Origin of the sequence: Pseudomonas sp. MIS38 (genome assembly GCF_019891575.1) — a bacterium.
Classification (GTDB): Bacteria; Pseudomonadota; Gammaproteobacteria; order Pseudomonadales; family Pseudomonadaceae; genus Aquipseudomonas; species Aquipseudomonas putida_A.
Map to the genome: position 1 here is coordinate 1 of NZ_JAFLXF010000016.1, position 25149 is coordinate 25149.

The 25149-nt window shown below is 61.8% G+C and carries 23 protein-coding genes; 20 read left to right on the plus strand and 3 right to left on the minus strand.

The window, feature by feature from the left end:
• Window positions 1–528 precede the first annotated feature (528 nt).
• The 14 genes from J1G18_RS18175 to J1G18_RS18240 all read left to right on the plus strand — a co-directional run bounded on the left by J1G18_RS18175 (window position 529) and on the right by J1G18_RS18240 (window position 16139).
• Window positions 529–2151, plus strand: a complete 1623-nt coding sequence (locus J1G18_RS18175) for a methyl-accepting chemotaxis protein (protein ID WP_098967409.1) — start codon at window positions 529–531, stop codon at window positions 2149–2151.
• Window positions 2151–2669, plus strand: coding sequence for a chemotaxis protein CheW (locus J1G18_RS18180; protein ID WP_223008213.1), 519 nt, complete (start codon window positions 2151–2153; stop codon window positions 2667–2669). Before J1G18_RS18175 ends, J1G18_RS18180 begins: the two co-directional genes overlap by 1 nt.
• Entirely contained in the window at window positions 2666–3943 is a 1278-nt protein-coding gene (locus J1G18_RS18185) for a CheR family methyltransferase (protein ID WP_098967412.1), read from the plus strand. The genes J1G18_RS18180 and J1G18_RS18185 overlap by 4 nt, the downstream gene beginning before the upstream one ends.
• Window positions 3940–4635 (plus strand): chemotaxis protein CheW, encoded by a 696-nt coding sequence (locus J1G18_RS18190; protein WP_007964201.1) that lies wholly within the window; start codon window positions 3940–3942, stop codon window positions 4633–4635. The genes J1G18_RS18185 and J1G18_RS18190 overlap by 4 nt, the downstream gene beginning before the upstream one ends.
• The gene (locus tag J1G18_RS18195) at window positions 4632–6926 is read left to right on the plus strand and encodes a hybrid sensor histidine kinase/response regulator (protein WP_223008214.1); all 2295 of its coding nucleotides are present in this window, start codon (window positions 4632–4634) and stop codon (window positions 6924–6926) included. The genes J1G18_RS18190 and J1G18_RS18195 overlap by 4 nt, the downstream gene beginning before the upstream one ends.
• Window positions 6923–7933 carry a chemotaxis response regulator protein-glutamate methylesterase gene (locus tag J1G18_RS18200; protein ID WP_098967417.1) on the plus strand — a complete coding sequence of 337 codons (1011 nt, stop codon included), beginning with the start codon at window positions 6923–6925 and terminating at the stop codon, window positions 7931–7933. Before J1G18_RS18195 ends, J1G18_RS18200 begins: the two co-directional genes overlap by 4 nt.
• A gap of 48 nt (window positions 7934–7981) precedes the next feature.
• Window positions 7982–8983, plus strand: coding sequence for a diguanylate cyclase domain-containing protein (locus J1G18_RS18205; RefSeq protein WP_025112221.1), 1002 nt, complete (start codon window positions 7982–7984; stop codon window positions 8981–8983).
• 226 nt (window positions 8984–9209) lie between these two features.
• A protein-coding gene (prfB, locus tag J1G18_RS18210; RefSeq protein WP_098967418.1) for a peptide chain release factor 2 occupies window positions 9210–10305 on the plus strand; the annotation gives its coding sequence in 2 pieces (ribosomal slippage) (window positions 9210–9281 and window positions 9283–10305; 1095 coding nt in all).
• A gap of 112 nt (window positions 10306–10417) precedes the next feature.
• On the plus strand, window positions 10418–11920 hold the full coding sequence (lysS, locus tag J1G18_RS18215; RefSeq protein WP_041063265.1) for a lysine--tRNA ligase: 1503 nt from the start codon (window positions 10418–10420) through the stop codon (window positions 11918–11920).
• Window positions 11921–12025: 105 nt separating this feature from the next.
• On the plus strand, window positions 12026–12739 hold the full coding sequence (locus tag J1G18_RS18220; RefSeq protein WP_003222051.1) for a TetR/AcrR family transcriptional regulator: 714 nt from the start codon (window positions 12026–12028) through the stop codon (window positions 12737–12739).
• Between the two features lie 158 nt (window positions 12740–12897).
• Window positions 12898–13455: a hypothetical protein gene (locus tag J1G18_RS18225; RefSeq protein ID WP_223008215.1), complete on the plus strand. Its 558-nt coding sequence runs from the start codon at window positions 12898–12900 to the stop codon at window positions 13453–13455.
• A gap of 24 nt (window positions 13456–13479) precedes the next feature.
• The gene (locus J1G18_RS18230) at window positions 13480–14757 is read left to right on the plus strand and encodes a flavohemoglobin expression-modulating QEGLA motif protein (RefSeq protein WP_003222055.1); all 1278 of its coding nucleotides are present in this window, start codon (window positions 13480–13482) and stop codon (window positions 14755–14757) included.
• Window positions 14758–14907: 150 nt separating this feature from the next.
• Window positions 14908–15813, plus strand: a complete 906-nt coding sequence (locus tag J1G18_RS18235) for an alpha/beta hydrolase (RefSeq protein ID WP_223008216.1) — start codon at window positions 14908–14910, stop codon at window positions 15811–15813.
• Window positions 15810–16139 carry a hypothetical protein gene (locus J1G18_RS18240; RefSeq protein WP_007964217.1) on the plus strand — a complete coding sequence of 110 codons (330 nt, stop codon included), beginning with the start codon at window positions 15810–15812 and terminating at the stop codon, window positions 16137–16139. The genes J1G18_RS18235 and J1G18_RS18240 overlap by 4 nt, the downstream gene beginning before the upstream one ends.
• Before the next feature lie 176 nt (window positions 16140–16315).
• Here J1G18_RS18240 and J1G18_RS18245 read toward each other — a convergent pair whose 3' ends face one another.
• The 3 genes from J1G18_RS18245 to J1G18_RS18255 all read right to left on the minus strand — a co-directional run bounded on the left by J1G18_RS18245 (window position 16316) and on the right by J1G18_RS18255 (window position 18276).
• A complete protein-coding gene (locus J1G18_RS18245) occupies window positions 16316–17104 on the minus strand; it encodes an OmpA family protein (RefSeq protein WP_007964218.1) in 789 nt (262 codons plus the stop codon).
• Window positions 17105–17160: 56 nt separating this feature from the next.
• Entirely contained in the window at window positions 17161–17565 is a 405-nt protein-coding gene (locus tag J1G18_RS18250; RefSeq protein ID WP_007964219.1) for a DUF4398 domain-containing protein, read from the minus strand.
• A gap of 366 nt (window positions 17566–17931) precedes the next feature.
• Entirely contained in the window at window positions 17932–18276 is a 345-nt protein-coding gene (locus J1G18_RS18255) for a hypothetical protein (RefSeq protein WP_003222064.1), read from the minus strand.
• A 213-nt stretch (window positions 18277–18489) separates the two neighbouring features.
• Between J1G18_RS18255 and ppc the strand changes: the two genes are divergently transcribed.
• From ppc to J1G18_RS18285, 6 genes are all read left to right on the plus strand, one after another.
• A complete protein-coding gene (ppc, locus tag J1G18_RS18260) occupies window positions 18490–21120 on the plus strand; it encodes a phosphoenolpyruvate carboxylase (protein ID WP_223008217.1) in 2631 nt (876 codons plus the stop codon).
• A gap of 289 nt (window positions 21121–21409) precedes the next feature.
• Window positions 21410–22057 carry an adenylate kinase gene (gene adk, locus J1G18_RS18265; RefSeq protein WP_003222067.1) on the plus strand — a complete coding sequence of 216 codons (648 nt, stop codon included), beginning with the start codon at window positions 21410–21412 and terminating at the stop codon, window positions 22055–22057.
• A 93-nt stretch (window positions 22058–22150) separates the two neighbouring features.
• Window positions 22151–22825, plus strand: coding sequence for a tRNA (adenosine(37)-N6)-threonylcarbamoyltransferase complex dimerization subunit type 1 TsaB (gene tsaB / locus J1G18_RS18270; protein ID WP_223008218.1), 675 nt, complete (start codon window positions 22151–22153; stop codon window positions 22823–22825).
• Window positions 22826–23110: 285 nt separating this feature from the next.
• Window positions 23111–23419, plus strand: a complete 309-nt coding sequence (locus J1G18_RS18275; RefSeq protein ID WP_003222071.1) for a hypothetical protein — start codon at window positions 23111–23113, stop codon at window positions 23417–23419.
• Window positions 23419–24279, plus strand: coding sequence for a DUF72 domain-containing protein (locus J1G18_RS18280; RefSeq protein ID WP_135295043.1), 861 nt, complete (start codon window positions 23419–23421; stop codon window positions 24277–24279). Before J1G18_RS18275 ends, J1G18_RS18280 begins: the two co-directional genes overlap by 1 nt.
• Before the next feature lie 32 nt (window positions 24280–24311).
• Window positions 24312–25148, plus strand: a complete 837-nt coding sequence (locus J1G18_RS18285) for an oxaloacetate decarboxylase (protein WP_223008219.1) — start codon at window positions 24312–24314, stop codon at window positions 25146–25148.
• Window position 25149: the final 1 nt, after the last annotated feature.

The window sequence follows — 25149 nt, forward strand, 5'->3', positions numbered from 1 at the left end:
ATGGGGTGCTCTCCTTGCGGATAAATTTAGGGTGCCCGGGAGGCGAAATCGCCCGGTGGGTGCCTGACTGTTATCAAGGAGCGTGCCAGGTTTGCCAAGGACTCCGTGATCCGGGGGTTAAACTGCTCTAAAGGTCATGTTTCAAGATGTTTCATGCCAAAAAAAGGCGAAAAGTGCGCAACTTCTTGCGCAGTGGTGTGCAAGAAGTTGCGCACTCGGCTACAGGCTCCGGCACACGGGCTCTGTAGCAATTCGAGTAGCGAAAAAACGCGATCAAGTGCGCAAGAAGTTGCGCATAAAGGCGCATTGCCATTATTTGGCGAGATGTCGAGGGCGCAAATGACCGATCCAGCGCCCCTTTTTGCCATTCCATCACTGGCACGCCAGCCCCGGATTGTCGGACAGTCCCACCCCAGAGCCTTCCCGCGAACCAAGTCGGGCCGGCCCGAGGGTTAAAAAGCGTCTTATAAATGAAACACCGCCCTCGGCTATACTCCCCGCATTTCGACTTAGGCACGAGGAATCACTGTGAAGAACTGGACGTTGCGCCAACGCATTTTGGCGAGCTTTGCGGTGATTATCGCCATCATGTTGCTGATGGTCGTCGTTTCGTATTCCCGCCTGCTGAAAATCGAAGCCAGTGAAAGCAGCGTGCGTGATGACGCCGTTCCCGGCGTCTATTACAGCTCGATGATCCGCGGCGCGTGGGTCGACAGTTATCTGCAGACCCAGGAACTGCTCGGCCTCAAGGAAGGGCAGGGCATCAGCAGCGAAGACGCGGCGGACTACAAGGCCTTCGAGACGCGCCTGCAGGAGCAGATGGCCAACTACCGCAACACCGTCACCACCGACGAGGACCGGGTCGAGTTCGCTGCGTTCGAGAAAGATCACGACACCTACATGCAGATCCAGGATCAGGTGCTCGACTTGCACAAGCGCAACCTGGAAGCCGACGCGGTCAAGCTGTTCACCGAGAAGCTGACCCCGGCCTGGTACACCGGCCGCATGAAACTCAACGACATCATCGGCGAAAACAAACGGGTCGCTGATCAGGCCATGGCCAACATCGACGAAGCCGTGGCGGCGGCCAAGGTCAGCATGTTCGTCTCGCTGCTGGTGGCCGTGCTCGCAGCCGGGGCCTGCGGTCTGTTGCTGATGCGCGCGATCATGGCGCCGATGAACCGCATCGTGAAGATTCTCGAAATCATGCGTACCGGCGACCTGAGCAGCCGGCTGAATCTGGATCGCAAGGACGAGTTCGGCGCGGTGGAAACCGGCTTCAACGACATGATGACCGAGCTGACTTCGCTGGTGTCCCAGGCCCAACGCTCCTCGGTGCAGGTGACCACTTCGGTGACCGAAATTGCCGCCACCTCCAAGCAGCAACAGGCCACCGCCACCGAAACCGCGGCCACCACCACCGAAATCGGCGCGACCTCACGTGAAATCGCCGCCACCTCGCGGGATCTGGTGCGCACCATGACCGAAGTGTCCACCGCCGCCGATCAGGCCTCGGTACTCGCCGGTTCCGGCCAGCAAGGCCTGGCGCGCATGGAAGACACCATGCACTCGGTGATGGGCGCGGCCGATCTGGTCAATGCCAAACTGGCGATCCTCAACGAGAAGGCCGGCAACATCAATCAGGTGGTGGTGACCATCGTCAAGGTCGCCGATCAGACCAACCTGCTGTCGCTCAACGCTGCCATTGAGGCAGAGAAGGCCGGCGAATACGGGCGTGGTTTTGCCGTGGTCGCCACCGAAGTCCGGCGTCTGGCGGATCAGACCGCCGTCGCCACTTACGACATCGAACAAATGGTCCGCGAGATCCAGTCGGCGGTGTCTGCTGGCGTGATGGGCATGGACAAGTTCTCCGAAGAAGTGCGCCGGGGCATGGCCGAAGTGCAGCAGGTCGGCGAGCAACTGTCGCAGATCATCCATCAGGTGCAGGCGCTGGCGCCGCGGGTGTTGATGGTCAACGAAGGCATGCAGGCCCAGGCCACCGGTGCCGAACAGATCAACCATGCGCTGGTGCAGTTGGGCGACGCCAGCAGCCAGACCGTCGAGTCGCTGCGTCAGGCCAGTTTCGCCATCGACGAACTGAGCCAGGTGGCCGTCGGGCTGCGCAGCGGCGTTTCGCGATTCAAAGTCTGATGAGCGAAATCACCGCCAAACGCAGCGCTGCGCCGGTGGCGAAGCAGGCGTTGTTCCTGCTGTTTCGCATCGGCAGCGAGCGTTATGCCTTGCGCGCCACCGAGGTGGCGGAAGTGTTGCCGCGCCTGCCGTTGAAGCCGATTGCCCAAGCGCCGAACTGGGTCGCCGGGGTGTTCGCCTATCGCGGTGCGGTGGTACCGGCCATCGACCTCAGCGCGCTGACTTTCGGCCATCCCGCCGAGGCGCGCACCAGTACGCGGCTGGTGCTGGTGCATTACCGTCCGGATGAACAGCAGCCGTCGCGCTGGCTCGGGCTGATCCTTGAACAGGCGACCGATACCCTGCGCTGCAACCCCGAGGATTTTCAGCCGTATGGCCTGGACAATCGTCAGGCGCCGTACCTCGGCCCGGTGCGCGAAGATGCCCAGGGGCTGGTGCAATGGGTGCGGGTCAACGACTTGCTGGATGACGCGGTGCGCAGCCTGCTGTTTCCGGCGCCGCTTGGGGCGCAGTCATGAGCAGCGACCAGCGTTTTTTCGATTTCCTCAAGGAACGCATCGGCCTGGATGTCACCTCGGTGGGGCCGGCGATTATCGAGCGCGCGGTGCGCCAACGCACCACGCTCTCGCAAGCGGCACACAGCGATGAATACTGGCAACTGCTGCAAGGTTCGCGGGACGAACAGCAGGCGTTGATCGAAGCGGTGATCGTCCCCGAAACCTGGTTTTTCCGTTATCCGGAATCCTTCGCCACGCTCGGCAAACTGGCGCGCAAGCGTCTGGACGAATTGAACAACATGCGTGCGCTGCGCATCCTCAGCCTGCCGTGCTCGACCGGCGAGGAACCCTATTCGATTGCCATGGCCTTGCTCGATGCGGGGCTAAAGCCGCATCAGTTCAAGGTCGACGGCATGGACGTCAGCCCGCTGTCGGTGGACAAGGCGCGGCGGGCTCTTTACGGCAAGAACTCGTTTCGTGGTCAGGATCTGGACTATCGCGAGCGTCATTTCACCGCCGAGCCGGAGGGGCATCGGGTCAACGAAGCGGTGCGTGAGCAGGTGCGCCTGCAGGCCGGCAATGTGCTGGATCCGACGCTGCTGGCGGGTGAGCCGCCGTTCGATTTTGTGTTCTGCCGCAACCTGCTGATCTATTTCGACCAGCCGACCCAGAAGCAAGTTTTCGAAGTGCTCAAGCGTCTGACGCACGTTGATGGCGTGTTGTTCATCGGCCCGGCCGAAGGCAGTCTGCTCGGGCGCCTGGGCATGCGCTCGATCGGCATCCCGCAGTCGTTTGCCTTCAGTCGACACGCTGAACCCATGCCCGAACCTGTGGCATTGCCGACCCCGACCCCTTTGCCGGTGCGCCAACCGCTGCGCAGTCCGCCGCCAGTATCGCCGCCGGTGCGTCCGCGGCCGTTTGCCAGCGTTGCACCGTTGCCCGTCAGCAGCAAAAGCGCCAACCCGGACGCGGCGACCTTGCTCGCCAACATCGCCGCGCTGGCCAACGAAGGCAAAAGCGCCGAGGCCCGCGCGGCATGCGAGCAGTATCTGCGCAGTCACGAACCGGTGGCGCAGGTGTTTTACTGGCTCGGTCTGCTCAGCGATGTTGCCGGTGCCGCGCTCGAAGCCCAGAGTCATTACCGCAAGGCCTTGTACCTTGAACCGCAACACCCCGAAGCGTTGATGCACCTGGCCGCCTTGCTGCAGGCCCAGGGTGACAGCGCCGGTGCCAGACGATTGCAGGAACGCGCCGCCCGCAGCGGCCGCACCGCTGACAGTGAGCGTAAACGATGATCCCGTCCGACACCTTGAACGTCACCCACGAAGACGCCCGGGCCATCGATGATTGCTGGAACCGTATCGGTATTCATGGCGACAAGTCGTGCCCGTTGCTGGCCGAGCATATTCATTGCCGTAACTGCGCGGTGTATTCCGCCGCCGCCACGCGCCTGCTGGACCGTTATGCATTGCAGCAGGACGAACGCGATCCGGTCGCCGTGGCGGTTGAAACCGATGTGAAAACCCGTTCGCTGCTGATGTTCCGCCTCGGCGAGGAATGGCTGGGGCTGGCCACCCGCAGCCTGGTGGAGGTAGCGCCGCTGCAGGCGATTCACTCGTTGCCGCACCAGCGTTCGCGGGCCTTGCTCGGCGTGGCGAACGTGCGCGGCGCGCTGGTCGCGTGCCTGTCGCTGGTCGAGTTGCTCGACCTTGATGGCAACGCCGCACCGGCCACTGGCGCGCGGATCATGCCGCGCATGCTGATCATCGCCGCCCACGGCGGACCGGTGGTGGTGCCGGTGGACGAGGTCGACGGCATCCACGCCATCGATGAAAAAATTCTCGACGCCGCGTCGCGTGCCGGCGGTGAGCACAACAGCACGGCCAGCGCCAAATACACCCGTGGTGTCCTGCAATTCCGGGGGCGCAGCCTGCGTTGGCTGGATGAAGAACAGCTGCTGTCCGCCGTGACCCGGAGCCTCACATGACCCCCGAGCAAATGCGCGACGCCTCGCTGCTGGAGCTGTTCAGCCTGGAAGCCGAAGCCCAGACCCAGGTGCTCAGCAGCGGGCTGCTGGCGCTGGAGCGTAACCCGACTCAGGCCGACTATCTGGAATCGTGCATGCGTGCGGCGCACTCGCTCAAGGGCGCGGCGCGGATTGTCGGCATCGACAGCGGCGTCAGCGTCGCCCATGTGATGGAAGATTGCCTGGTCAGCGCGCAGGAGGGGCGGCTGTTGCTGCGTCCCGAGCACATCGATGCGTTGTTGCAGGGCACCGATCTGTTGATGCGCATCGCCACGCCGGCCAATGCTCCGCAAGCGCCGGACATCGAAGCGTATGTGGCGTTGATGGGACTCCTGCTCGACCCTTCGGCAGCGCCCACAGTGGCGCCACCGCCGATGGCCGAGTTGCAGATGCAGGCGCCGCCGCCTGCGCCTGCACCGATTGAAACCCCGGCGCCAGTGATCGAGACACCGCTGGAAACCTCCGACCCGGCACCGCGCAAGAACAAGCGCACCACCGAGGGTGGCGAGCGCGTGCTGCGGGTCACCGCCGAACGCCTGAACAGCCTGCTCGACCTGTCGAGTAAATCGCTGGTCGAAACCCAGCGCCTCAAGCCGCATCTGGCGACCATGCAGCGCCTCAGGCGCATGCAGAACAACGGCCTGCGGGCGCTGGAAAGTCTCAATGTGCACCTCAAGGAACATGCGCTGAGCCTTGAGGCCCAGGAAGCCCTCGAAGATGCGCGGCGCCTGCTGGCCGAATCCCAGCAATTGCTCGCGGAAAAGAACGCCGAGCTCGACGAGTTCGCCTGGCAAGCCAGCCAGCGCGCCCAGGTGCTCTACGACACTGCGCTGGCCTGCCGCATGCGCCCGTTCGCCGACGTGCTCACCGGTCAGGTGCGCATGGTTCGAGACCTGGGGCGCAGCCTCGGCAAACAGGTGCGGCTGGAGATCGAAGGCGAGAAGACTCAGGTCGACCGCGACGTACTGGAAAAACTCGAAGCGCCGCTGACTCATTTGCTGCGCAACGCGGTCGATCACGGCATCGAAACCCCGGAACAACGCTTGCTCAAGGGTAAGTCCGAAGAAGGCCTGATCCGCCTGCGTGCCTCGCATCAGGCCGGTTTGCTGGTGCTGGAATTGAGCGATGATGGCAATGGCGTCGATCTGGAAAAGGTCCGCCGCAGCATCGTTGAACGCCAATTGTCACCGGCAGAAACTGCCGCGCAGTTGAGCGAAGAAGAACTGCTGACCTTCCTGTTCTTGCCGGGTTTCAGCCTGCGCGACACGGTGACCGAAGTGTCCGGGCGTGGCGTCGGCCTCGACGCGGTGCAGCACATGGTCCGGCAACTGCGCGGCGCGGTGGTGCTGGAGCAGACGGCGGGCGAGGGCAGCCGCTTTCACCTGGAAGTGCCGCTGACCCTGTCGGTGGTGCGCAGTCTGGTGGTCGAAGTCGGCGAGGAGGCTTATGCGTTTCCGCTGGCGCATATCGAACGCATGTGCGATCTGGAGCCACAGGACATCGTGCAGATCGAGGGCCGTCAGCATTTCTGGCACGAAGGTCGGCATGTCGGGCTGGTCGCGGCCAGTCAGTTGCTGAATCGTCCGGCCAGTCAGAGCAGCGGCGAAACCCTCAAGGTCGTGGTGATTCGCGAGCGTGACGCGATCTACGGGGTGGCGGTCGAGCGGTTTGTCGGCGAGCGCACGCTGGTGGTGCTGCCGCTGGATGAGCGACTGGGCAAGGTTCAGGATATTTCCGCCGGGGCGCTGCTCGACGACGGTTCGGTGGTGCTGATCGTCGATGTCGAAGACATGCTGCGCTCGGTGGACAAACTGCTCAACACCGGGCGTCTGGAGCGTATTGCTCGCCATGGCAATCAGGCCGCCGAAGTGGCGCGCAAACGGATTCTGGTGGTCGATGACTCGCTGACCGTGCGCGAGTTGCAACGCAAGTTGCTGCTCAATCGCGGCTATGACGTGGCGGTCGCGGTGGACGGCATGGACGGCTGGAACGCGCTGCGTTCGGAGGACTTCGATTTGCTGATCACCGACATCGACATGCCGCGCATGGATGGCATCGAACTGGTCACCCTGTTGCGCCGCGACAACCGCCTGCAATCGCTGCCGGTGATGGTGGTCTCGTACAAGGATCGTGAAGAGGACCGGCGTCGTGGACTGGACGCTGGCGCCGACTATTATTTAGCCAAGGCCAGTTTTCATGACGACGCCCTGCTTGATGCAGTGGTTGAGCTCATTGGAGGAGCGCGGGCATGAAAATCGCAATCGTCAACGACATGCCCCTGGCGGTGGAGGCTTTGCGCCGCGCGCTGGCCTTCGAGCCGGCGCATCAGGTGGTCTGGGTCGCCAACAACGGCGCCGAGGCGGTGCGGTTGTGCGCCGAAAACACCCCGGATCTGATCCTGATGGACCTGATCATGCCGGTCATGGATGGCGTCGAGGCCACGCGACGGATCATGGCCGAAACCCCGTGCGCGATCGTTATCGTCACGGTCGACCGCCAGCAGAACGTACACCGGGTCTTCGAGGCCATGGGCCACGGCGCGCTGGACGTGGTCGACACCCCGGCCATTGGTGCGGGGAACGCGCAGGAAGCGGCAGCGCCGTTGCTGCGCAAGATCCTCAACATCGGCTGGCTGATCGGCGAGAAAACCCCGCGCTCGCGCCCGGTGCCGACGCCCCACCGCAGTTCGGCGTCGTGCAAGCGGCTGGTGGCGATCGGCTCGTCTGCCGGCGGACCGGCCGCGCTGGAAGTGCTGCTCAAGGGCCTGCCACGCCATTTCTCGGCCGCCATCGTGCTGGTGCAGCACGTGGATCAGGTGTTTGCCGCGGGCATGGCCGAATGGCTGGCCAGCGCCAGTGGCCTCGATGTACGCCTGGCCCGCGAGGGCGAGCCACCGCAGGCCGGCGCGGTGCTGCTGGCCGGCACCAACCACCATATCCGTTTATTGAAAAACGGCACGCTGGCCTACACCGCCGAGCCGGTCAACGAGATCTACCGGCCTTCGATCGACGTGTTTTTCGAAAGTGTCGCCAGCTATTGGAACGGCGATGCCGTCGGGGTTTTATTGACCGGGATGGGACGCGACGGGGCGCAAGGGCTTAAGCTCATGCGCCAGCAGGGTTATCTGACCATCGCGCAGGACCAGCAAAGCAGTGCGGTGTACGGCATGCCCAAGGCAGCAGCGGCGATCGATGCGGCCGTCGAAATCCGTCCACTGGAAAAGATAGCGCCACGATTGCTGGAGGTATTCCCCAAATGAACAGGCTATTCCGCAATCCTGGCCCCCGCAGTACTCAGGTGACCGCCCATGAATGATTTACAGATCGACGACATTAAAACCGACGAAAACGCCGCCATGGTGTTGTTGGTGGACGATCAGGCGATGATCGGCGAAGCCGTGCGCCGTGGGCTGTCGAATGAAGAGAACATCGACTTCCACTTCTGCTCCGATCCGCACCAGGCCATCGCCCAGGCGGTGCGGATCAAGCCGACGGTGATTCTGCAGGACCTGGTGATGCCCGGCCTCGACGGCCTGAGCCTGGTGCGCGAATACCGCAATCATCCGGCGACCAAGGACATCCCGATCATCGTCCTGTCGACCAAGGAAGACCCGCTGATCAAGAGCGCGGCGTTCTCGGCCGGGGCCAACGACTATCTGGTGAAACTGCCGGACACCATCGAGCTGGTGGCGCGCATCCGCTATCACTCGCGCTCCTACATGACCCTGCTGCAGCGCGATGCGGCTTACCGTGCGTTGCGCGTCAGCCAGCAGCAGTTGCTCGACACCAACCTGGTGCTGCAACGGCTGATGAACTCCGATGGGCTGACCGGGCTGTCCAACCGCCGGCACTTCGACGAGTACCTGGAGCTGGAATGGCGCCGCTCGCTGCGCGACCAGAGCCAGTTGTCGTTGCTGATGATCGACGTCGATTACTTCAAGTCCTACAACGACAGCTTCGGCCACGTTGAAGGCGATGAGGCGCTGCGCAAGGTCGCCACGGCGATCCGCGACGCCAGCGCCCGACCGTCGGACCTGCCGGCCCGCTACGGCGGTGAAGAGTTCGCCCTGGTGCTGCCGAACACCTCGCCGGGCGGCGCACGACTGGTGGCGGAGAAACTGCGCCAGACCGTGGCGGCGCTGAAGATTCCGCACAACACCCCGGGCGACGGGGCGAGCCTGACCATCAGCATCGGTCTGGCGACCATGGTGCCGCAGGCGGGCAGCGATTGCCGGCTGCTGATTTCGGCGGCGGATCGCGGGTTGTACCTGGCCAAGAACAACGGGCGTAATCAGGTGGGTATCGAATAGGTTCGCAATCCCCCTGTGGGAGCGGGCTTGCTCGCGAATGCGGAGTATCAGTCGACATCGATGCTTAATGACACTCCGCCTTCGCGAGCAAGCCCGCTCCCACAAGGGATCTGCGTCAGGCCATGTCAAGTGAATCGCCTCAACAGCCGCCAGACGGGCTGCCGTGACAGCCTGATTACGTTATACTCGCCGGCTTTCAAAAGTTCGCCAACGAGTGCTGCCCGTCATGGAAATCAACCCGATCCTGAACACCATCAAGGACCTGTCCGAGCGCTCCGAAACTATTCGGGGGTATCTTTGACTACGATCAAAAGCATGAGCGTCTGACCGAGGTCAATCGCGAGCTTGAAGATCCGAGTGTCTGGAACAAACCTGAATATGCCCAGGAACTGGGCCGCGAGCGCTCGGCGCTGGCGCAGATCGTCGACACCCTCGACGAGCTGAACGCCGGTCTGGCCGATTGCCGCGACCTGCTGGATATGGCCGTCGAAGAAAACGACGAAGGCGCAGTGGGCGATGTCGTCGCCGAGCTGGCCCGTCTCGAGGAAAACCTCGCCAAGCTTGAATTCCGCCGCATGTTCAGCCACGAGATGGACCCGAACAACGCCTACCTGGACATCCAGGCCGGCTCCGGCGGCACCGAGGCCCAGGACTGGGCCAACATCCTGCTGCGCATGTACCTGCGCTGGGCGGACAAACGCGGTTTCGACGCGACCATCATGGAATTGTCGGCCGGTGAAGTCGCCGGTATCAAAGGCGCGACCGTGCACATCAAGGGCGAATACGCCTTTGGCTGGCTGCGTACCGAGATCGGCGTGCATCGCTTGGTGCGCAAGAGCCCGTTCGACTCCGGCAACCGTCGCCACACCTCGTTCTCTGCGGTTTTCGTCTCGCCAGAGATCGACGACAAGGTCGAAATCGAAATCAACCCGGCAGACCTGCGGATCGACACCTATCGTTCCTCCGGTGCCGGTGGTCAGCACGTAAACACCACCGACTCGGCCGTACGTATTACTCACGTACCGACCAACACCGTGGTCAGCTGCCAGAACGAGCGTTCCCAGCACGCCAACAAGGACACCGCCATGAAAATGCTGCGGGCCAAGTTGTACGAGCAGGAAATGCAGAAGCGCAACGCCGCTTCCCAGGCGCTGGAAGACACCAAGTCGGACATCGGCTGGGGTCATCAGATCCGTTCGTACGTGCTCGACGCGTCGCGGATCAAGGACTTGCGCACCAACATTGAACGCAGCGACTGCGACAAGGTGCTCGACGGCGACATCGACGAATACCTGGAAGCCAGCCTGAAGTCGGGGCTGTAAAAGACGCACGCAGGGTCGCTGATGCAACGCGATCCCTGTAGGAGCCAGCCCTGCTGGCGATTCCCGGGCCGCCAGGTCCGGGGGCAACGAACCTGATGGAATATCTGAAGACATGAGCGACCAACAACTCGACCCGCAAGCCCTGCAACAGGAAGAAAACTCCCTGATCGCCCTGCGCAAGGAAAAGCTGGCTGCCGAGCGCGCCAAGGGCAACGCCTTCCCGAACGACTTCCGCCGCGAAAACTACTGCGAAGATCTGCAGAAGAAATACGCGGACAAGACCAAGGAAGAGCTGGCCGAGGCTGCAATCCCGGTCAAGGTTGCCGGTCGCATCATGCTCAACCGTGGCTCGTTCATGGTGATCCAGGACATGACCGGTCGCATCCAGGTCTACGTCAACCGTAAAACCCTGTCCGAAGACACCCTGGCCGCCGTCAAGACCTGGGACATGGGCGACATCATTGCCGCCGAAGGCACCCTGGCGCGTTCCGGCAAGGGCGACCTGTACGTCGAAATGACCAACGTGCGCCTGCTGACCAAGTCGCTGCGCCCGCTGCCGGACAAGCACCACGGCCTGACCGACACCGAACAGCGCTACCGTCAGCGTTACGTCGACCTGATCGTCAACGAAGAAGTGCGCCAGACCTTCCGCGTGCGTTCGCAAGTGATCGCGCACATCCGCAGCTTCCTGATGAAGCGCGACTTCCTCGAAGTCGAGACGCCGATGCTGCAGACCATTCCAGGCGGCGCCGCAGCCAAGCCGTTCGAAACCCACCACAATGCGCTGGACATGGAAATGTTCCTGCGTATCGCGCCTGAGCTGTATCTGAAGCGTCTGGTGGTTGGCGGTTTCGAGAAAGTGTTCGAGATCAACCGCAACTTCCGTAACGAAGGCGTTTCGACGCGTCACAACCCTGAATTCACCATGCTGGAGTTCTACCAGGCTTACGCCGACTACGAAGACAACATGGACCTGACCGAAGAACTGTTCCGTGAACTGGCACAGCTGGTGCTGGGCAGCACCGACGTGCCGTACGGCGACAAGGTGTTCCACTTCGGCGAGCCGTTTGCCCGTCTGTCGGTGTTCGACTCGATCCTCAAGTACAACCCTGAGCTGACCGCCGATGACCTGAACGACATCGACAAGGCGCGCGCCATCGCCAAAAAGGCCGGCGCCAAGGTGCTGGGCTTCGAAGGTCTGGGCAAGCTGCAGGTGATGATTTTCGAAGAACTGGTCGAGCACAAGCTGGAGCAGCCGCACTTCATCACTCAGTACCCGTTCGAAGTGTCGCCGCTGGCCCGTCGTAATGACGAGAACCCGAACGTCACCGACCGTTTCGAGCTGTTCATCGGCGGCCGTGAAATCGCCAACGCCTACTCCGAGTTGAACGACGCGGAAGACCAGGCCGAGCGCTTCATGGCGCAGGTGGCCGACAAGGACGCCGGCGACGACGAAGCCATGCACTACGACGCCGATTTCGTGCGCGCGCTGGAGTACGGCATGCCGCCAACGGCCGGTGAAGGTATCGGCATCGACCGTCTGGTGATGTTGCTGACCAACTCGCCATCGATCCGCGATGTGATCCTGTTCCCGCACATGCGACCGCAAGCGTAAACGTTTCAGTTAAAAAGCCGCCTAAAACAGGCGGCTTTTTATTGCCTGTCTGGTACAAATGTATCAATTGGTTAATTTTGCAATAGCAGAGGAAGTCCAGTCGTGATGGTTGCAATCGCTCAAGAAGGTGCAGCGGGTATCGCCACTGCGGTCGCTGAAAGTGTTCAGTACCAAGGCCGCAAGGCCAGCCGACAGGGCAGTGAGCAGCGTCGACAGGACATTCTCGACGCGGCGATGCGCATTGTCGTGCGTGACGGCGTGCGCGCCGTGCGCCACCGTGCGGTGGCGGCCGAGGCCGGTGTGCCACTGTCGGCCACTACTTATTACTTCAAGGATATCGATGACCTGCTCACCGATACCTTCGCCCAGTACGTTGAACGCAGCGCGGCCTACATGGCCAAGCTGTGGATCAACAACGAAGGCCTGCTGCGCGAGATGGTCGTCAGTGGCGACGGCAGCCCCGAGTCGCGCTCGAAACTGGCGGATGACATCGCGCGGCTGATGGCTGACTACGTGCACCGGCAACTGGTCAACCGCCGCGAGCACCTGATGGCCGAGCAGGCGTTCCGCCAGGAAGCGCTGCTCAACCCGCGGCTGGCGGATCTGGTGCGCTCGCATCAGCAGATTCTGCTGCAAGGCACCTGCCAGTTGTTCCAGGTGCTGGGCTCGCGTGAACCGCAGCAGGATGCCAAGGTGTTGACGGCGATTATCGGACGGATGGAATATCAGGGCCTGCTCAACGACGCCGAGCCTTTGGCCGAACAGGACATGCTCGGGATTCTGACGCGGTACATGCATCTGGTCCTGGCCTCGGTCTGACAGCTGATGGAAATCCCCTGTGGGAGCGGGCTTGCTCGCGAAGGCGGTATCACATTCAACGCTTCAGTTGACTGACCCACCGCCTTCGCGAGCAAGCCCGCTCCCACAAGGGGACTGAGCCGATCATCAGGGCGGGATATGTTCATAGGGAGTATTGAATGAAAGCCTGGCGTGGCGTGCTGATCGCCTTGTCGTTCCTGCTGCTCAGCGGCTGTCTGGTGACCTTCAAGGACCCGCTGCCTGCCAGTGACCCGGCGCCCAAGGGCCTGCTGGGCACGTGGTCGAGCACCAATGCCTGGGGCGAGCCGATGAACCTTGAGCTGACCCGCGTCGGCAACGATCGCTATCAGGCCGTCACCTGGTTCAAGGCCCGGCCTCACGAGCGCGAGGCGTACCCGTTCACCGTGTCGCGCCATGGCAGTCGCTGGTACCTGTCGGCGAAAGTGCCGGCGCGTTACGGTGGCCAATACACCATCGCCGGTTTCGAACTCACCGACAAACACGAGCTGGTGGTGTACAACCTCGACCTCGAACAGATCAATCAGGCGATCAAACAGCAAACCCTCGACGGCAAGGCTTTCCAGACCGAGGACGACGGCGACGGCGTGCAAGTCGACAGTAGCCTCGACAAGGTCTTTGCTTACCTCGACGATCCGGCCAATTCCGATGTATTCGTCGAGGCCGCGCGCTATCAGCGCCAGGCCCGCGCCAAATAATTCAGTTTTCTACAGGAGTTTCGGGTGGACGATTACCAGCAGACGATACGCACGCTGTCCGATCGCATTGTGCTGGCGCAGACGCCGATCCGCGTGCTCGATGCGGTGAAGTGGGACGAGAACATCCGCAAGGGCTTTCTCAAGGCCAAGGGCAAGGAAATGCCGGCGGTGGATCGCGACTACTACCTCAATCGGCCGCTGTCCTTCGATTCGAGCAAGGTCAAACTGGAATTCCAGAACATCGAGCGCGACATCACCCGCCAGCTCGGCCAGTTCAACCCGGTCGGGCAGATCATGCGGCGCATGTGCAAGGAATACCGCATGGTGGTGCGCATGCTCGAAGCGCGCGGCACCGAGGATTTCGGCCTGATCTCCCAGGAACTCTACGGCGCCGCCTCCGATGCGTTCCACGCCGGCGACCCGACCCTGGCCGACCTCGGCCTGATGATGTCCGACTACCTGAACAACATTGATGGCCGTGGCGACCTGAAGGACGAACCGAAGATCCTCACCGCCAAGGATGCCGTGCATCTGCTGCAAACCCGGTTGAACAAGGTGTTTGGCGAGGCCGAGGAAACCATCCGCGTGTTCGAGTCCGACGGCATCGTCGCCGACGCGGCGGCAGGCGCCGACTACATCAAGATCCGCACCGACGCGCTGTTCAACGACCGCGACGTGCGTGCACTGGAAGTCCACGAAGGTCTGGTGCACGTCGGCACCACGCTCAATGGCTTGAACCAGCCGATCTGCACCTTCCTGTCCAAAGGCCCACCGTCGTCGACGGTGACCCAGGAAGGCCTGGCGATCCTGATGGAAATCATCACCTTCGCCTCCTACCCAAGCCGTCTGCGCAAACTGACCAACCGCACCCGCGCCATTCACATGGTCGAGGAGGGCGCGGACTTTTTGCAGGTGTTCGAGTTCTTCCGCGAGCAGGGCTTTGAAATGGCCGAAAGCTATGGCAACGCCAGCCGGGTGTTCCGTGGTTCGACCCCGACCGGTCTGCCATTCACCAAAGACTTGTCCTATCTCAAGGGCTTTATCATGGTTTACAACTACATTCAGTTGGCCGTGCGTAAGGGCAAGCTTGAGCAAGTGCCGCTGCTGTTCTGCGGCAAGACCACCCTGGAAGACATGCGTACCCTGCGTCAGTTGGTCGATGAAGGTCTGGTGGTGCCGCCGAAATATTTGCCGGAACAGTTCCGTGACATGAACGCGCTGTCGGCGTGGATGTGCTTCTCCAACTTCCTCAATCACTTGAGCCTGGACCGGATCGAGGCGGATTACTCCAATATCCTCTAACCCAACACAACACCCCTGTAGGAGTGAGCCTGCTCGCGATAGCGGTGTGTCAATCAACATAAATATCGACTGGCACACCGCTATCGCGAGCAGGCTCACTCCTACAGTTTTTGACTGTATTCCAATTCGAATTCTGCGAGGTTTCACCGGATGAGAATCCTCGGCATCCTTTGCCTGCTCCTGACCCTCAGTGGTTGCAGTTCGTTATTGTTCTACCCCGAACCGGGCCAGATCTTCACCCCGGAAAAAGCCAGGCTCGAATACCGCACCGTCACATTGGTCACGGCGGATGGCTTGAAGCTGAACGCCTGGTGGCTACCGGCCAAACCTGGCGTCGAAGTCAAAGGCACAGTCCTGCACCTGCACGGCAACGGCGGCAACCTGCCGATGCACCTGGGCGGCAGTTGGTGGTTGCCGAAAAACGGCTATCAGGTGCTGCTGGTGGACTATCGCGGGTATGGCTTGTCCGAGGGCAAGCCGAGCCTGCCGGCGATCTATCAGGACATCGACGCCGCGTTCGCCTGGCTCGACAAGGCGCCAGAGGTCAAAGGCAAGCCGCTGATCCTCCTCGGCCAGAGCCTCGGCGGCTCGATGGCCGTGCATTGGCTGGTGCAGCACCCGGAGCGGCAGAAGCAACTCAAGGCCTTCGTGCTCGACGGTGTGCCCGCCAGTTATCGCAGCGTCGGGCAGTATGCCCTCAGCACGTCTTGGCTGACCTGGCCGTTGCAGGTGCCGCTGTCGTGGCTGGTGCCGGATAGCGACAGCGCGATCAACTCGATGCCGCAGCTCAACGGGGTGCCGAAGCTGATTTTTCACAGCATCGACGACCCGCTGGTGCCAATGGCCAACGCCATCCGCCTGTATCAGGCTGCGCCGCCACCGCGCGTGCTGCAGCTGACCCGCGGCGGCCACGTGCAGACCTTCGGTGACCCGGTCTGGCGCCAGGTGATGCTGCGCTATCTGGAAGATCCCGAACATTTCAACGGCCTGCGCCGCCTCGGCGAGATCCCGAATTATCCGCAAGCCCCGAATTCTGAAGATGAGAGTCCGCAATGACTGAAGAACGTAACGCCATCCCGCTGATCATCACCGGTATCTGCAGCATCCTCGGCACCGTCGGGGCGCTGTGGTACTACGGTTACCTGCACTTCGCCAAACCCGAGGATGCGCTGCTGCTCAACGAGTTCACCATGCTCAAGACCGTGCCGGGCGAAGACTACAAAGTCTCACTGGACCCGGCGCCGCAAGTGGCGCAGTGCATCGATGGCGTGCTGGTGCTGTTCGACACCGAACAGAAAGGCCTGACCGGGGTGCTGATCAATGCGCAGAAAAAAGCCGTGCGCTGCATGGGCCAGGAAACCCCACAAAAACTCGAACCATAACCCGATAAAAACTGTGGGAGCGGGCTTGCTCGCGAAAGCGGTGTGTCAGTCACTCTATATTCCGACTGATCCACCGCTTTCGCGAGCAAGCCCGCTCCCACAAGGGGGGAATGTGTAAGGCCAAAAAAAGCCCCGCCTGATCACTCAGACGGGGCTTTTGCGTTAGCGCGTGTTGCTTAGTTCGAGCTGACCGCCGAACGTGGCATCACTGGCTGGTTGTCGTTGGAAATGGTCACTTCCACACGACGGTTCATCGCACGACCGGAAACGCTGCTGTTATCGGCAACCGGGTATTCCTTGCCATAACCCTGAACCACGATGCGCGAAGGATCTACGCCCATCTTGATCAGAGCGACTTGTACCGAGGTGGCACGACGCTCGGACAGCGACTGGTTGTACGAAGCCGCGCCGGTGCTGTCGGTGTAACCCTCGACGATCACTTTGCGATCAGGGTTTTCCTGAAGGAATTGCGCCAGTTTGTTGATGTTCACCAGACCGCTGGATTTCAGGTCAGCCTTGTTGGTGGCGAACAGCACGTCACCGAAGGTCACCAGGGTACCTCGATCGGTCTGCTTGGCGTTCAGGCTCTGCTGCAGTTGTTTGATCTGCTGATCACGAGCGTCCAGACGCGCCTGAGCACGTTGCGCGGCAGCGTTTTTCAGGTTGTTTTCAGCGGTGCGCAGGGCGATGGTCTGCTTGGCCACTTCCACGCGCTGGTTGGTCAGGTAGGCCAGTTGGTCAACCTTGGCTGCGTCTTGCTTGTCCAGATAAGCCTTGTCGGCCTTGTCCAGGTAATCGCTGGCGTCCTTGGTTTCCAGGGCAGCGACTTTGCTCGCCTGTGGGTTGGCCTGCAGGCCGGCGTAGTTGGTGCGCGCCTGTTCCAGGTTCGGGTTAGGCGGAGTAGAGCAGGCAGCCAAGGCAACGCTTGCGGCCAGAAGAGCGGGGATCATCAGTTGCTTACGCATAATTTGTCGTCCTTTCTATCGATAAAAGTTTCAGCTTTGCGATTCGGGATGCGCGCTTACTGCACGGTGCGCTGACTTTCCTGACGCAGTTCCTGAACACCTTTCTGGGAATCCTTCACAGCCTGTTCGGCCTTGGCAGCCTGAGCCTTGCGTTCTGCTACGCGAGCGTCCCATTCGGCTTGCTCGGCGAGGGTGCGAGCCTGCTCATACTTCTTGTCGTGCATGGCAATTTCGGCTTGCTTGAGCTTGTCCTGAGCCTGCTTCATTTCCACTGCAGCGAACTCGGTACCACCGGCGCTGACGGCGCTGTTGACGGCCGATTGAGTCACGGCGTACTGCTCGGTCGGCGGGTTACCGGCGCAACCGGCCAGAACGAAGCTGGTACCGATAGCCAGAGCAGCCAGTTTCAGACCGCGCAGGTGGGAGAACGAGGTTTGGGTCTTCATGGTCTTCAACTCCATTGTTTAACTCCTGATAAAACCGAAAATCCATCCTGGTCGAGGAGCCGCAAGCGTCGTGTAAAAGCGCGTTTTTGAAACGCTCGTTCCAGGCGTGGTTACAGCTTCCGACCGGAGGCGTTTTTCAAAAGTTCAGAAAAGATGGCCTATCGCCAAATTTTTTTTTGACCAAACGGACAAGGCTCTAAACCGGGAACTTTGGAGGCGGGGAGAGGTACGCGCGGGGGAAAGTCAGAAAACTTTTCAAAAGGAAACACGATCCTGTAGGAGTGAGCCTGCTCGCGATAGCAGTGTGTCAGTCAGCATCAAAAGCCACAGATACACCGCTATCGCGAGCAGGCTCACTCCTACAGTTTGATCTTTGTTGTGTCAGTGTTTTTGCTTGCCGGCAGCGGCGGATAAATCCTGCAGATGCCGGCGAGAAAGCGCCAGAAACCGCGGTGTCGGCCCGACATCTTCATACAGCGGATCACCTTCCTCATCAGTCGCCACCACCGTCGAGCCTTTCACATACGGCAGGCTCGCCTCGAACTCTTCGAGCGCGGCGCCGATCAGTTCGCCGAGCAGTTCTTCCGGGTGGCGTTTGGGGTACATCTCGGCGATCGCCGCCAGCCGCGCAGCGGCCTCGACGTCCAGATGAATCGTGTAGCCGGTGTCGGTCAGGCGACCCTTGGCGTTTTCTTCCCAATGCTGGGCGAGTTCACGAATTTTCATGATGACCTCATTTCGCGCCTGCTCGTGGCAGGCCTGGGTGAGTGTCCGGCGGGGCCGGCGGCAAGCCGTTGTACGGCTTACTGTTGAGACTAGCTTCAAGCCACAAGGTTTAAAGTCCCTTCGTCGTCTGCTTGTAAGAAGCGCCGTAGAGCGGCACTCTCTGGGCAAAGCATTCGTTTCTGCGCCGTCCCGATTAACGCTGGAGAACTGCTGATGACCGATATTGATGCACGCTTGCGCGAGGACGTTCACCTGCTCGGTGAGCTGTTGGGCAATACCATCCGTGACCAGTACGGCGAGGAATTTCTCGACAAGATCGAGCAGATCCGCAAGGGCGCCAAGGCCGACCGCCGTGGCTCGATGGACGCCGAACTCAGCGCCAGCCTCAATCAGTTGAGCGAAGACGAACTGCTGCCGGTGGCGCGGGCGTTCAACCAGTTTCTCAACCTGGCGAACATCGCCGAGCAGTATCAGCTGATTCATCGCCGCGAAGAGTCGCAGCCCGCGCCGTTCGAGTCCCGCGTGCTGCCGGAACTGCTCGCCCGCCTGCGCAATGAAGGTCACAGCGCCGAATCGCTGGCGCGACAACTGGCGCGCCTGGAAATCGAACTGGTGCTGACCGCCCACCCGACCGAGGTGGCGCGGCGCACGTTGATTCAGAAGTACGACGCGATCGCTGCGCAGCTGGCCGCGCAGGATCATCGCGATCTGACCAGCGCCGAACGCGAACAGATCCAGAACACCCTGCAACGGCTGATTGCCGAAGCCTGGCACACCGAAGAAATCCGCCGCACCCGGCCGACCCCGGTCGACGAAGCGAAATGGGGTTTTGCGGTGATCGAGCATTCGCTGTGGCAGGCGATCCCCAACCATATGCGCAAGGCCGACAAGGCGCTGTATGAAGCGACGGGCCTGCGCTTGCCACTGGAGGCGGCGCCGATTCGCTTTGCCTCGTGGATGGGTGGCGATCGCGACGGCAACCCGAATGTCACGGCCGCAGTGACCCGCGAAGTGCTGTTGCTGGCGCGCTGGATGGCTGCCGACCTGTACCTGCGCGATGTCGATCACCTGGCCGCCGAGCTGTCGATGCAGCAGGCCAGCGACGCGCTCAAGGCCAAGGCCGGCGACAGCGCCGAACCTTATCGGGCGGTGCTCAAGCAATTGCGCGAACGCCTGCGCGCCACGCGCAACTGGGCCCATGCGTCGCTGACTGCGCCCACGCCGGCACCGGCCGATGTGTTGCACAACAATCGCGACCTGCTTGATCCGCTGGAACTGTGTTTCAACTCGCTGCACGAATGTGGCATGGGCGTGATCGCCGATGGGCCGTTGCTCGATTGCCTGCGCCGGGCGGTGACCTTCGGCCTGTTCCTGGTACGCCTCGATGTGCGTCAGGATTCGACGCGGCATGGCTCGGCGATGACCGAAATCACCGACTACCTCGGCCTCGGTCGCTACGAAGACTGGGATGAAGAACAGCGCATCAGCTTCCTGACCCGAGAGCTGAGCAATCGTCGCCCGTTGTTGCCGGCGCATTTCAAACCGTCCGCCGACACCGCTGAAGTGCTCGCCACTTGCAAGGAAATCGCTGCCGCACCGGGCGCCTCGCTGGGTTCCTACGTGATCTCGATGGCGGGCGCCGCCTCCGACGTGCTGGCAGTGCAACTGCTGCTGAAAGAGTCCGGCGTGCTGCGGCCGATGCGTGTGGTGCCGCTGTTCGAAACCCTCGCCGACCTCGACAACGCCGGGCCGGTGATGGAGCGTCTGTTGCTGCTGCCGGGCTACCGCGCGAGGCTGCAAGGCCCGCAGGAAGTGATGATCGGTTATTCCGACTCGGCCAAGGACGCCGGCACCACCGCGGCGGCGTGGGCGCAATATCGCGCGCAGGAGCGGCTGGTGGAGATCTGCCGCGAGCAGCAAGTCGAACTGCTGTTGTTCCACGGTCGCGGTGGCACCGTGGGCCGTGGCGGCGGTCCGGCGCACGCGGCGATTCTGTCGCAGCCGCCGGGCTCGGTGGCGGGGCGCTTCCGCACCACCGAGCAGGGCGAAATGATTCGATTCAAATTCGGCCTGCCGGACATCGCCGAGCAGAACCTCAATCTGTATCTGGCTGCCGTGCTGGAAGCGACGTTGTTGCCACCACCGCCACCGACGCCCGAATGGCGACACCTGATGGATGAACTGGCCGCCGATGGCGTCGCCGCGTACCGCGCCGTGGTGCGTGAAAATCCGCAGTTCGTCGAGTATTTCCGCCAATCGACGCCGGAGCAGGAACTGGGGCGCTTGCCCCTTGGCAGCCGTCCGGCCAAGCGCCGTGCCGGTGGGATCGAGAGTCTGCGGGCGATTCCGTGGATCTTCGGCTGGACGCAAACGCGGCTGATGCTGCCGGCCTGGCTCGGCTGGGAAACTGCGCTGAGCAAGGCGCTGGAGCGCTGCGAAGGCGAACTGCTCGGGCAGATGCGCGAACAGTGGCCGTTCTTCCGCACCCGTATCGACATGCTGGAAATGGTCCTGGCCAAGGCCGACGCCGACATCGCGCTGTCGTACGACCAGCGTCTGGTCGAGCCGGACTTGCTGCCGTTGGGCGCGCAGTTACGCGACCTATTGTCGCAGGCGTGTGCGGTGGTGCTCGGCTTGACCGGGCAGTCGCAGCTGTTGGCACATAGCCCGGACACCCTGGAATTCATCCGTCTGCGCAACACTTATCTTGATCCGCTACATCTATTGCAGGCCGAGCTGTTGGCCCGATCACGGCAGCAAAATGTCGAGCAGGGCAGCCCGGTGGAGCAGGCGCTGCTGGTGTCTGTGGCGGGGATTGCCGCCGGGTTGCGCAATACCGGCTAAGGTTTTTGCGGTGGCATCAGGCACCCGGTGCACAGGCCGGGTGCTGCTTTGTACACAGGGAGGAAGTGCGGGCAGGCGACAGTTAGTGATGGGGTTGCGACTTGGGTTACCGCGTCGCAAGGTCGCGGCGGGCGCCGGTTTCTCCGACTTTTGGCGTCTTGTGTGGGCGCAGCCTGCTGTGTATCTTGATCAGCCTTTGGCCGTTTGTGCGGCCACGACCCGTTTTTTAAGATTGGCCCAAAGAGGCGAATCCCGTTGTTTTCTATATAAAAAATTGAGGAGCACATCGATGCGCGTCATTCTGCTGGGAGCTCCCGGGGCCGGTAAAGGTACTCAGGCTAAGTTCATCACCGAGAAATTCGGCATTCCGCAAATCTCCACCGGCGACATGCTGCGTGCTGCGGTCAAGGCCGGCACTCCGCTGGGCGTTCAAGCCAAGAGCATCATGGATGCCGGCGGCCTGGTGTCGGATGACCTGATCATCGCGCTGGTGCAGGATCGCATCGCTCAACCAGACTGCGCCAACGGCTTTCTGTTCGATGGTTTCCCGCGCACCATTCCACAGGCCGAAGCGCTGGTAACTGCCGGTGTCGAGCTGGACGCCGTGGTTGAAATCGCTGTTGAAGACGAAGAAATCGTTCAGCGTATCGCCGGTCGTCGCGTTCACGAGGCCAGTGGCCGCGTTTACCACATCGTCTACAACCCGCCGAAAGTGGCTGGCAAAGACGACGTTACCGGCGACGATCTGGTGCAGCGCAAGGACGACACCGAAGAAACCGTGCGTCATCGCTTGTCGGTCTACCATTCGCAGACCAAGCCGCTGGTGGATTTCTACCAGAAGCTTTCCGCTGCCAACGGCAAGCCGAAGTACAGCCACATTCCGGGCGTAGGTTCGGTTGAAGCGATCACCGCCAAGGTGCTCGAAGCGCTGAGCTGAAAAAGCTGATCGGCTGCATCATCCACGGCCCGCTTGCGGGCCGTAGTTGTTTATACTGACGCACTTTTTCCACCACCTGTTTTGGATACATCGATGAGCACCTTGCTGGCCCTGGACACCGCGACCGAAGCTTGCTCCGTTGCCTTGCTGCATGACGGCAAGGTCACGAGCCATTACGAGGTGATCCCGCGTCTGCACGCGCAGAAGCTGCTGCCGATGATCCAGCAACTGCTGGCCGATGCCGGCACCACGCTGCAAGCGGTGGACGCGATCGCGTTCGGTCGCGGGCCGGGTGCGTTTACCGGTGTGCGGATCGCCATCGGTGTGGTGCAAGGTCTGGCGTTCGCGCTGGATCGTCCGGTGCTGCCGGTGTCCAACCTCGCCGTCCTGGCGCAGCGTGCGTATCGCGAACACGGCGTGAGCCAGGTCGCGGCGGCCATCGATGCGCGAATGGATGAAGTGTATTGGGGCTGCTACCGCGAAACGGCTGGCGAGATGCGTCTGGTTGGTGCCGAAGCGGTGCTGCCGCCGGAAGTGGCGGCGCTGCCGGCCGATGCCAGCGGTGAGTGGTTCGGTGCAGGTACCGGTTGGGGCTATGGCGAGCGGATCGCGGTCAACCTCACCGGCTCCGATGCCGGCATGTTGCCTCACGCCGAAGACCTGCTGACCCTGGCGCGGTTTGCCTGGGAACGCGGCGAGTCGATCCCTGCCGATGACGCGCAACCGGTTTACCTGCGCGACAAAGTCGCCACCCCCAAGGCTCGCTGAGGCCTGACTTCTGGCGGGGAAGCTTCTGTGGTGAGGGGATTTATCCCCGATGGGTCGCGAAGCGGCCCCAAAATCGGCGACTGCTTCGCAGCCGATCGGGGATAAATCCCCTCACCACAAAAGCCCTCCACAAACTCCGTGTCTTATTCCAAATTCTGCCAATCGTCAGTTTCCAACCCCGGGCTTTAAACCTTTTGCGCTTTATGTGTTCTAGTTATCACTCGGCAATTTGCTAAGTCGGTCAAGTGCCGCTAAATTGCCATCATCGATACCGAGCATGAAATTATGCGTATAGACGGCCTCTCCTCTCAGTCCTACCCCATCAAGCGCAAGCCTCGCAAAGGCAATGTGGCGCTGGATGAATCCGTCGACGATATCGACGGCGAGCTGGAATTCCCGACTGAAGAGCAACTGGCCGCCCGCGCTGCCAAAGCCTCCGCACAACGCCTGGCCAATCTGCCCGCCCGTCAGCAAGACATGATTTATCACCGCGCCATGAGCAAAAGCGTAGCGATGGCCCTCGCCAGCTACCTGAGCACCGCCGGTTTTGTCGATTGGGATGCGGATGTGCTGGGCCTCGACCTGTACATCTGATGGATCTGCCTTACTACCTCGGTTGTCCGTCCTGGAGTGAAAACGCCTGGCGCGAGTATCTGTACCCCGAAGACGCCAAGACCTCCGACTTCCTCGCTCTCTACTCCCAAGTGTTCAACGCCGTCGAAGGCAACACGACCTTCTACGCCAGTCCGTCGCCGGCCACCGTGCAGCGCTGGGCCGAGACCATGCCCGAACACTTTCGCTTCACCGCCAAGTTTCCCGGCGACATCAGCCACAGCGGTGATCTGCGCGATCAACTGACCGCCGCCGAAACCTTCGTAAATCTTCTCAGCCCGCTCGGCGAACGTGTTTCGCCGCTGTGGCTGCAACTGTCGAAAAGCTTCACCCCGCATCGACTGCCGGAGCTGACCGCGTTCATCGACGCGCTGGACCGGCCGCTGGCGGTGGAAGTGCGTCACGAGCAGTTCTTCGCCAAGGGCGAGAGCGAACGCCTGCTCAATCGCTTGCTGCTCGACCGTGGCGTGGAGCGCATCTGCCTCGATCCACGAGCGCTGTTCAGTTGCCTGTCGACCGAGTCTTCGGTGATCCACGCGCAATCGAAAAAGCCGCGGGTGCCAACGCGTCCGGCGGCGTTTACCCAGTTCCCGCAGGTGCGCTTCATCGGCCACCCGGAGCTGGAAGCCAACGATCCGTTCCTGGTGCCGTGGGTGGCTAAAATCGCCGAGTGGATCGGAGAGGGCCGCACGCCGTACATCTTCCTGCACACCGCCGACAACGTCATGGCGGCGAAGCTGGCGCAACGTTTTCACGCACAATTGATGCAACGTTTGCCTGGCCTGCCATCCCTGCCTGAGCTATACAGAGAACCCGCCGCCGAGCAACTCGGCTTGCTCTGAGGCGGATTTTCCCCCAGCCCAGGAGCCTGCCGATGGACGCCCACGCCCTTAACGAACAAGCCCGCAAAGCCCAGGCCTTCAAGGCCCTGCACGAGCGTCCGGGGATTTTCGTGATTCCCAACCCGTGGGATGCCGGCTCGGCGAAGATGCTCGCCAGTCTGGGCTATCAGGCACTGGCAACCACCAGTGCCGGTTACGCGTTTTCCCAGGGCAAGGCCGACGGCGCCCTGAGTCTCGATGACACCTTGGCCAACGTCCGGGCGATTGTCGCGGCCACGGATTTGCCGGTAGCGGTGGATCTGGAAAACGGTTTCGCCGATGACCCCGCCGAATGCGCGAAAAGCCTGTTGCGTGCCGCCGAGGCCGGCGCGGTGGGTGGTTCGATCGAGGACGCCACGGGCCGTGCCGATGCGCCGATCTACTGCTTCGAACACGCCGTGGCACGCATCGAAGCCGCCGTCGCTGCGGTGCGCACGCTGCCATTTCCCTTCATCTTGACCGCCCGCGCGGAAAACTACCTGCACGGTAATCCCGATCTCAACGACACCATTCGCCGCCTGCAAGCCTTTGCCGAGGCGGGTGCCGACGTGCTGTATGCGCCGGGTCTGCGCAGCGCCGAAGAGGTGTTGGCGGTGGTGCGCGCGGTGGCGCCAAAACCGGTCAACGTGCTCATGTCCGGCGGTTTGAAACTGACCGTACAGGAGTTGGAAGAAATGGGTGTGCGCAGGATCAGCACCGGCTCGGCGCTGGCCTTGGCAGCGTTCGGCGAGTTCTTCCGCGCGGCTGAAGAGATCCAGCAGCGCGGGACGTTCGGCTTTACGTCGCAGTCGATGCCGTACGCCAAGGCCAATCAGTTTTTCAAAGGCTGAG

Excerpts from the sequence above, each read along its gene's own strand:
- J1G18_RS18185 (WP_098967412.1), top strand. The coding sequence starts at position 2,666 with ATGAGCAGCGACCAGCGTTTTTTCGATTTCCTCAAGGAACGCATCGGC.
- J1G18_RS18220 (WP_003222051.1), top strand. The coding sequence starts at position 12,026 with ATGGTTGCAATCGCTCAAGAAGGTGCAGCGGGTATCGCCACTGCGGTC.
- J1G18_RS18255 (WP_003222064.1), bottom strand. The coding sequence starts at position 18,276 with ATGAAAATTCGTGAACTCGCCCAGCATTGGGAAGAAAACGCCAAGGGT.
- J1G18_RS18240 (WP_007964217.1), top strand. The coding sequence starts at position 15,810 with ATGACTGAAGAACGTAACGCCATCCCGCTGATCATCACCGGTATCTGC.
- J1G18_RS18225 (WP_223008215.1), top strand. The coding sequence starts at position 12,898 with ATGAAAGCCTGGCGTGGCGTGCTGATCGCCTTGTCGTTCCTGCTGCTC.
- J1G18_RS18190 (WP_007964201.1), top strand. The coding sequence starts at position 3,940 with ATGATCCCGTCCGACACCTTGAACGTCACCCACGAAGACGCCCGGGCC.
- J1G18_RS18235 (WP_223008216.1), top strand. The coding sequence starts at position 14,908 with ATGAGAATCCTCGGCATCCTTTGCCTGCTCCTGACCCTCAGTGGTTGC.
- adk (WP_003222067.1), top strand. The coding sequence starts at position 21,410 with ATGCGCGTCATTCTGCTGGGAGCTCCCGGGGCCGGTAAAGGTACTCAG.
- J1G18_RS18200 (WP_098967417.1), top strand. The coding sequence starts at position 6,923 with ATGAAAATCGCAATCGTCAACGACATGCCCCTGGCGGTGGAGGCTTTG.
- ppc (WP_223008217.1), top strand. The coding sequence starts at position 18,490 with ATGACCGATATTGATGCACGCTTGCGCGAGGACGTTCACCTGCTCGGT.
- J1G18_RS18275 (WP_003222071.1), top strand. The coding sequence starts at position 23,111 with ATGCGTATAGACGGCCTCTCCTCTCAGTCCTACCCCATCAAGCGCAAG.
- tsaB (WP_223008218.1), top strand. The coding sequence starts at position 22,151 with ATGAGCACCTTGCTGGCCCTGGACACCGCGACCGAAGCTTGCTCCGTT.
- J1G18_RS18250 (WP_007964219.1), bottom strand. The coding sequence starts at position 17,565 with ATGGAGTTGAAGACCATGAAGACCCAAACCTCGTTCTCCCACCTGCGC.
- J1G18_RS18280 (WP_135295043.1), top strand. The coding sequence starts at position 23,419 with ATGGATCTGCCTTACTACCTCGGTTGTCCGTCCTGGAGTGAAAACGCC.
- J1G18_RS18285 (WP_223008219.1), top strand. The coding sequence starts at position 24,312 with ATGGACGCCCACGCCCTTAACGAACAAGCCCGCAAAGCCCAGGCCTTC.
- J1G18_RS18245 (WP_007964218.1), bottom strand. The coding sequence starts at position 17,104 with ATGCGTAAGCAACTGATGATCCCCGCTCTTCTGGCCGCAAGCGTTGCC.
- lysS (WP_041063265.1), top strand. The coding sequence starts at position 10,418 with ATGAGCGACCAACAACTCGACCCGCAAGCCCTGCAACAGGAAGAAAAC.
- J1G18_RS18180 (WP_223008213.1), top strand. The coding sequence starts at position 2,151 with ATGAGCGAAATCACCGCCAAACGCAGCGCTGCGCCGGTGGCGAAGCAG.
- J1G18_RS18195 (WP_223008214.1), top strand. The coding sequence starts at position 4,632 with ATGACCCCCGAGCAAATGCGCGACGCCTCGCTGCTGGAGCTGTTCAGC.
- J1G18_RS18205 (WP_025112221.1), top strand. The coding sequence starts at position 7,982 with ATGAATGATTTACAGATCGACGACATTAAAACCGACGAAAACGCCGCC.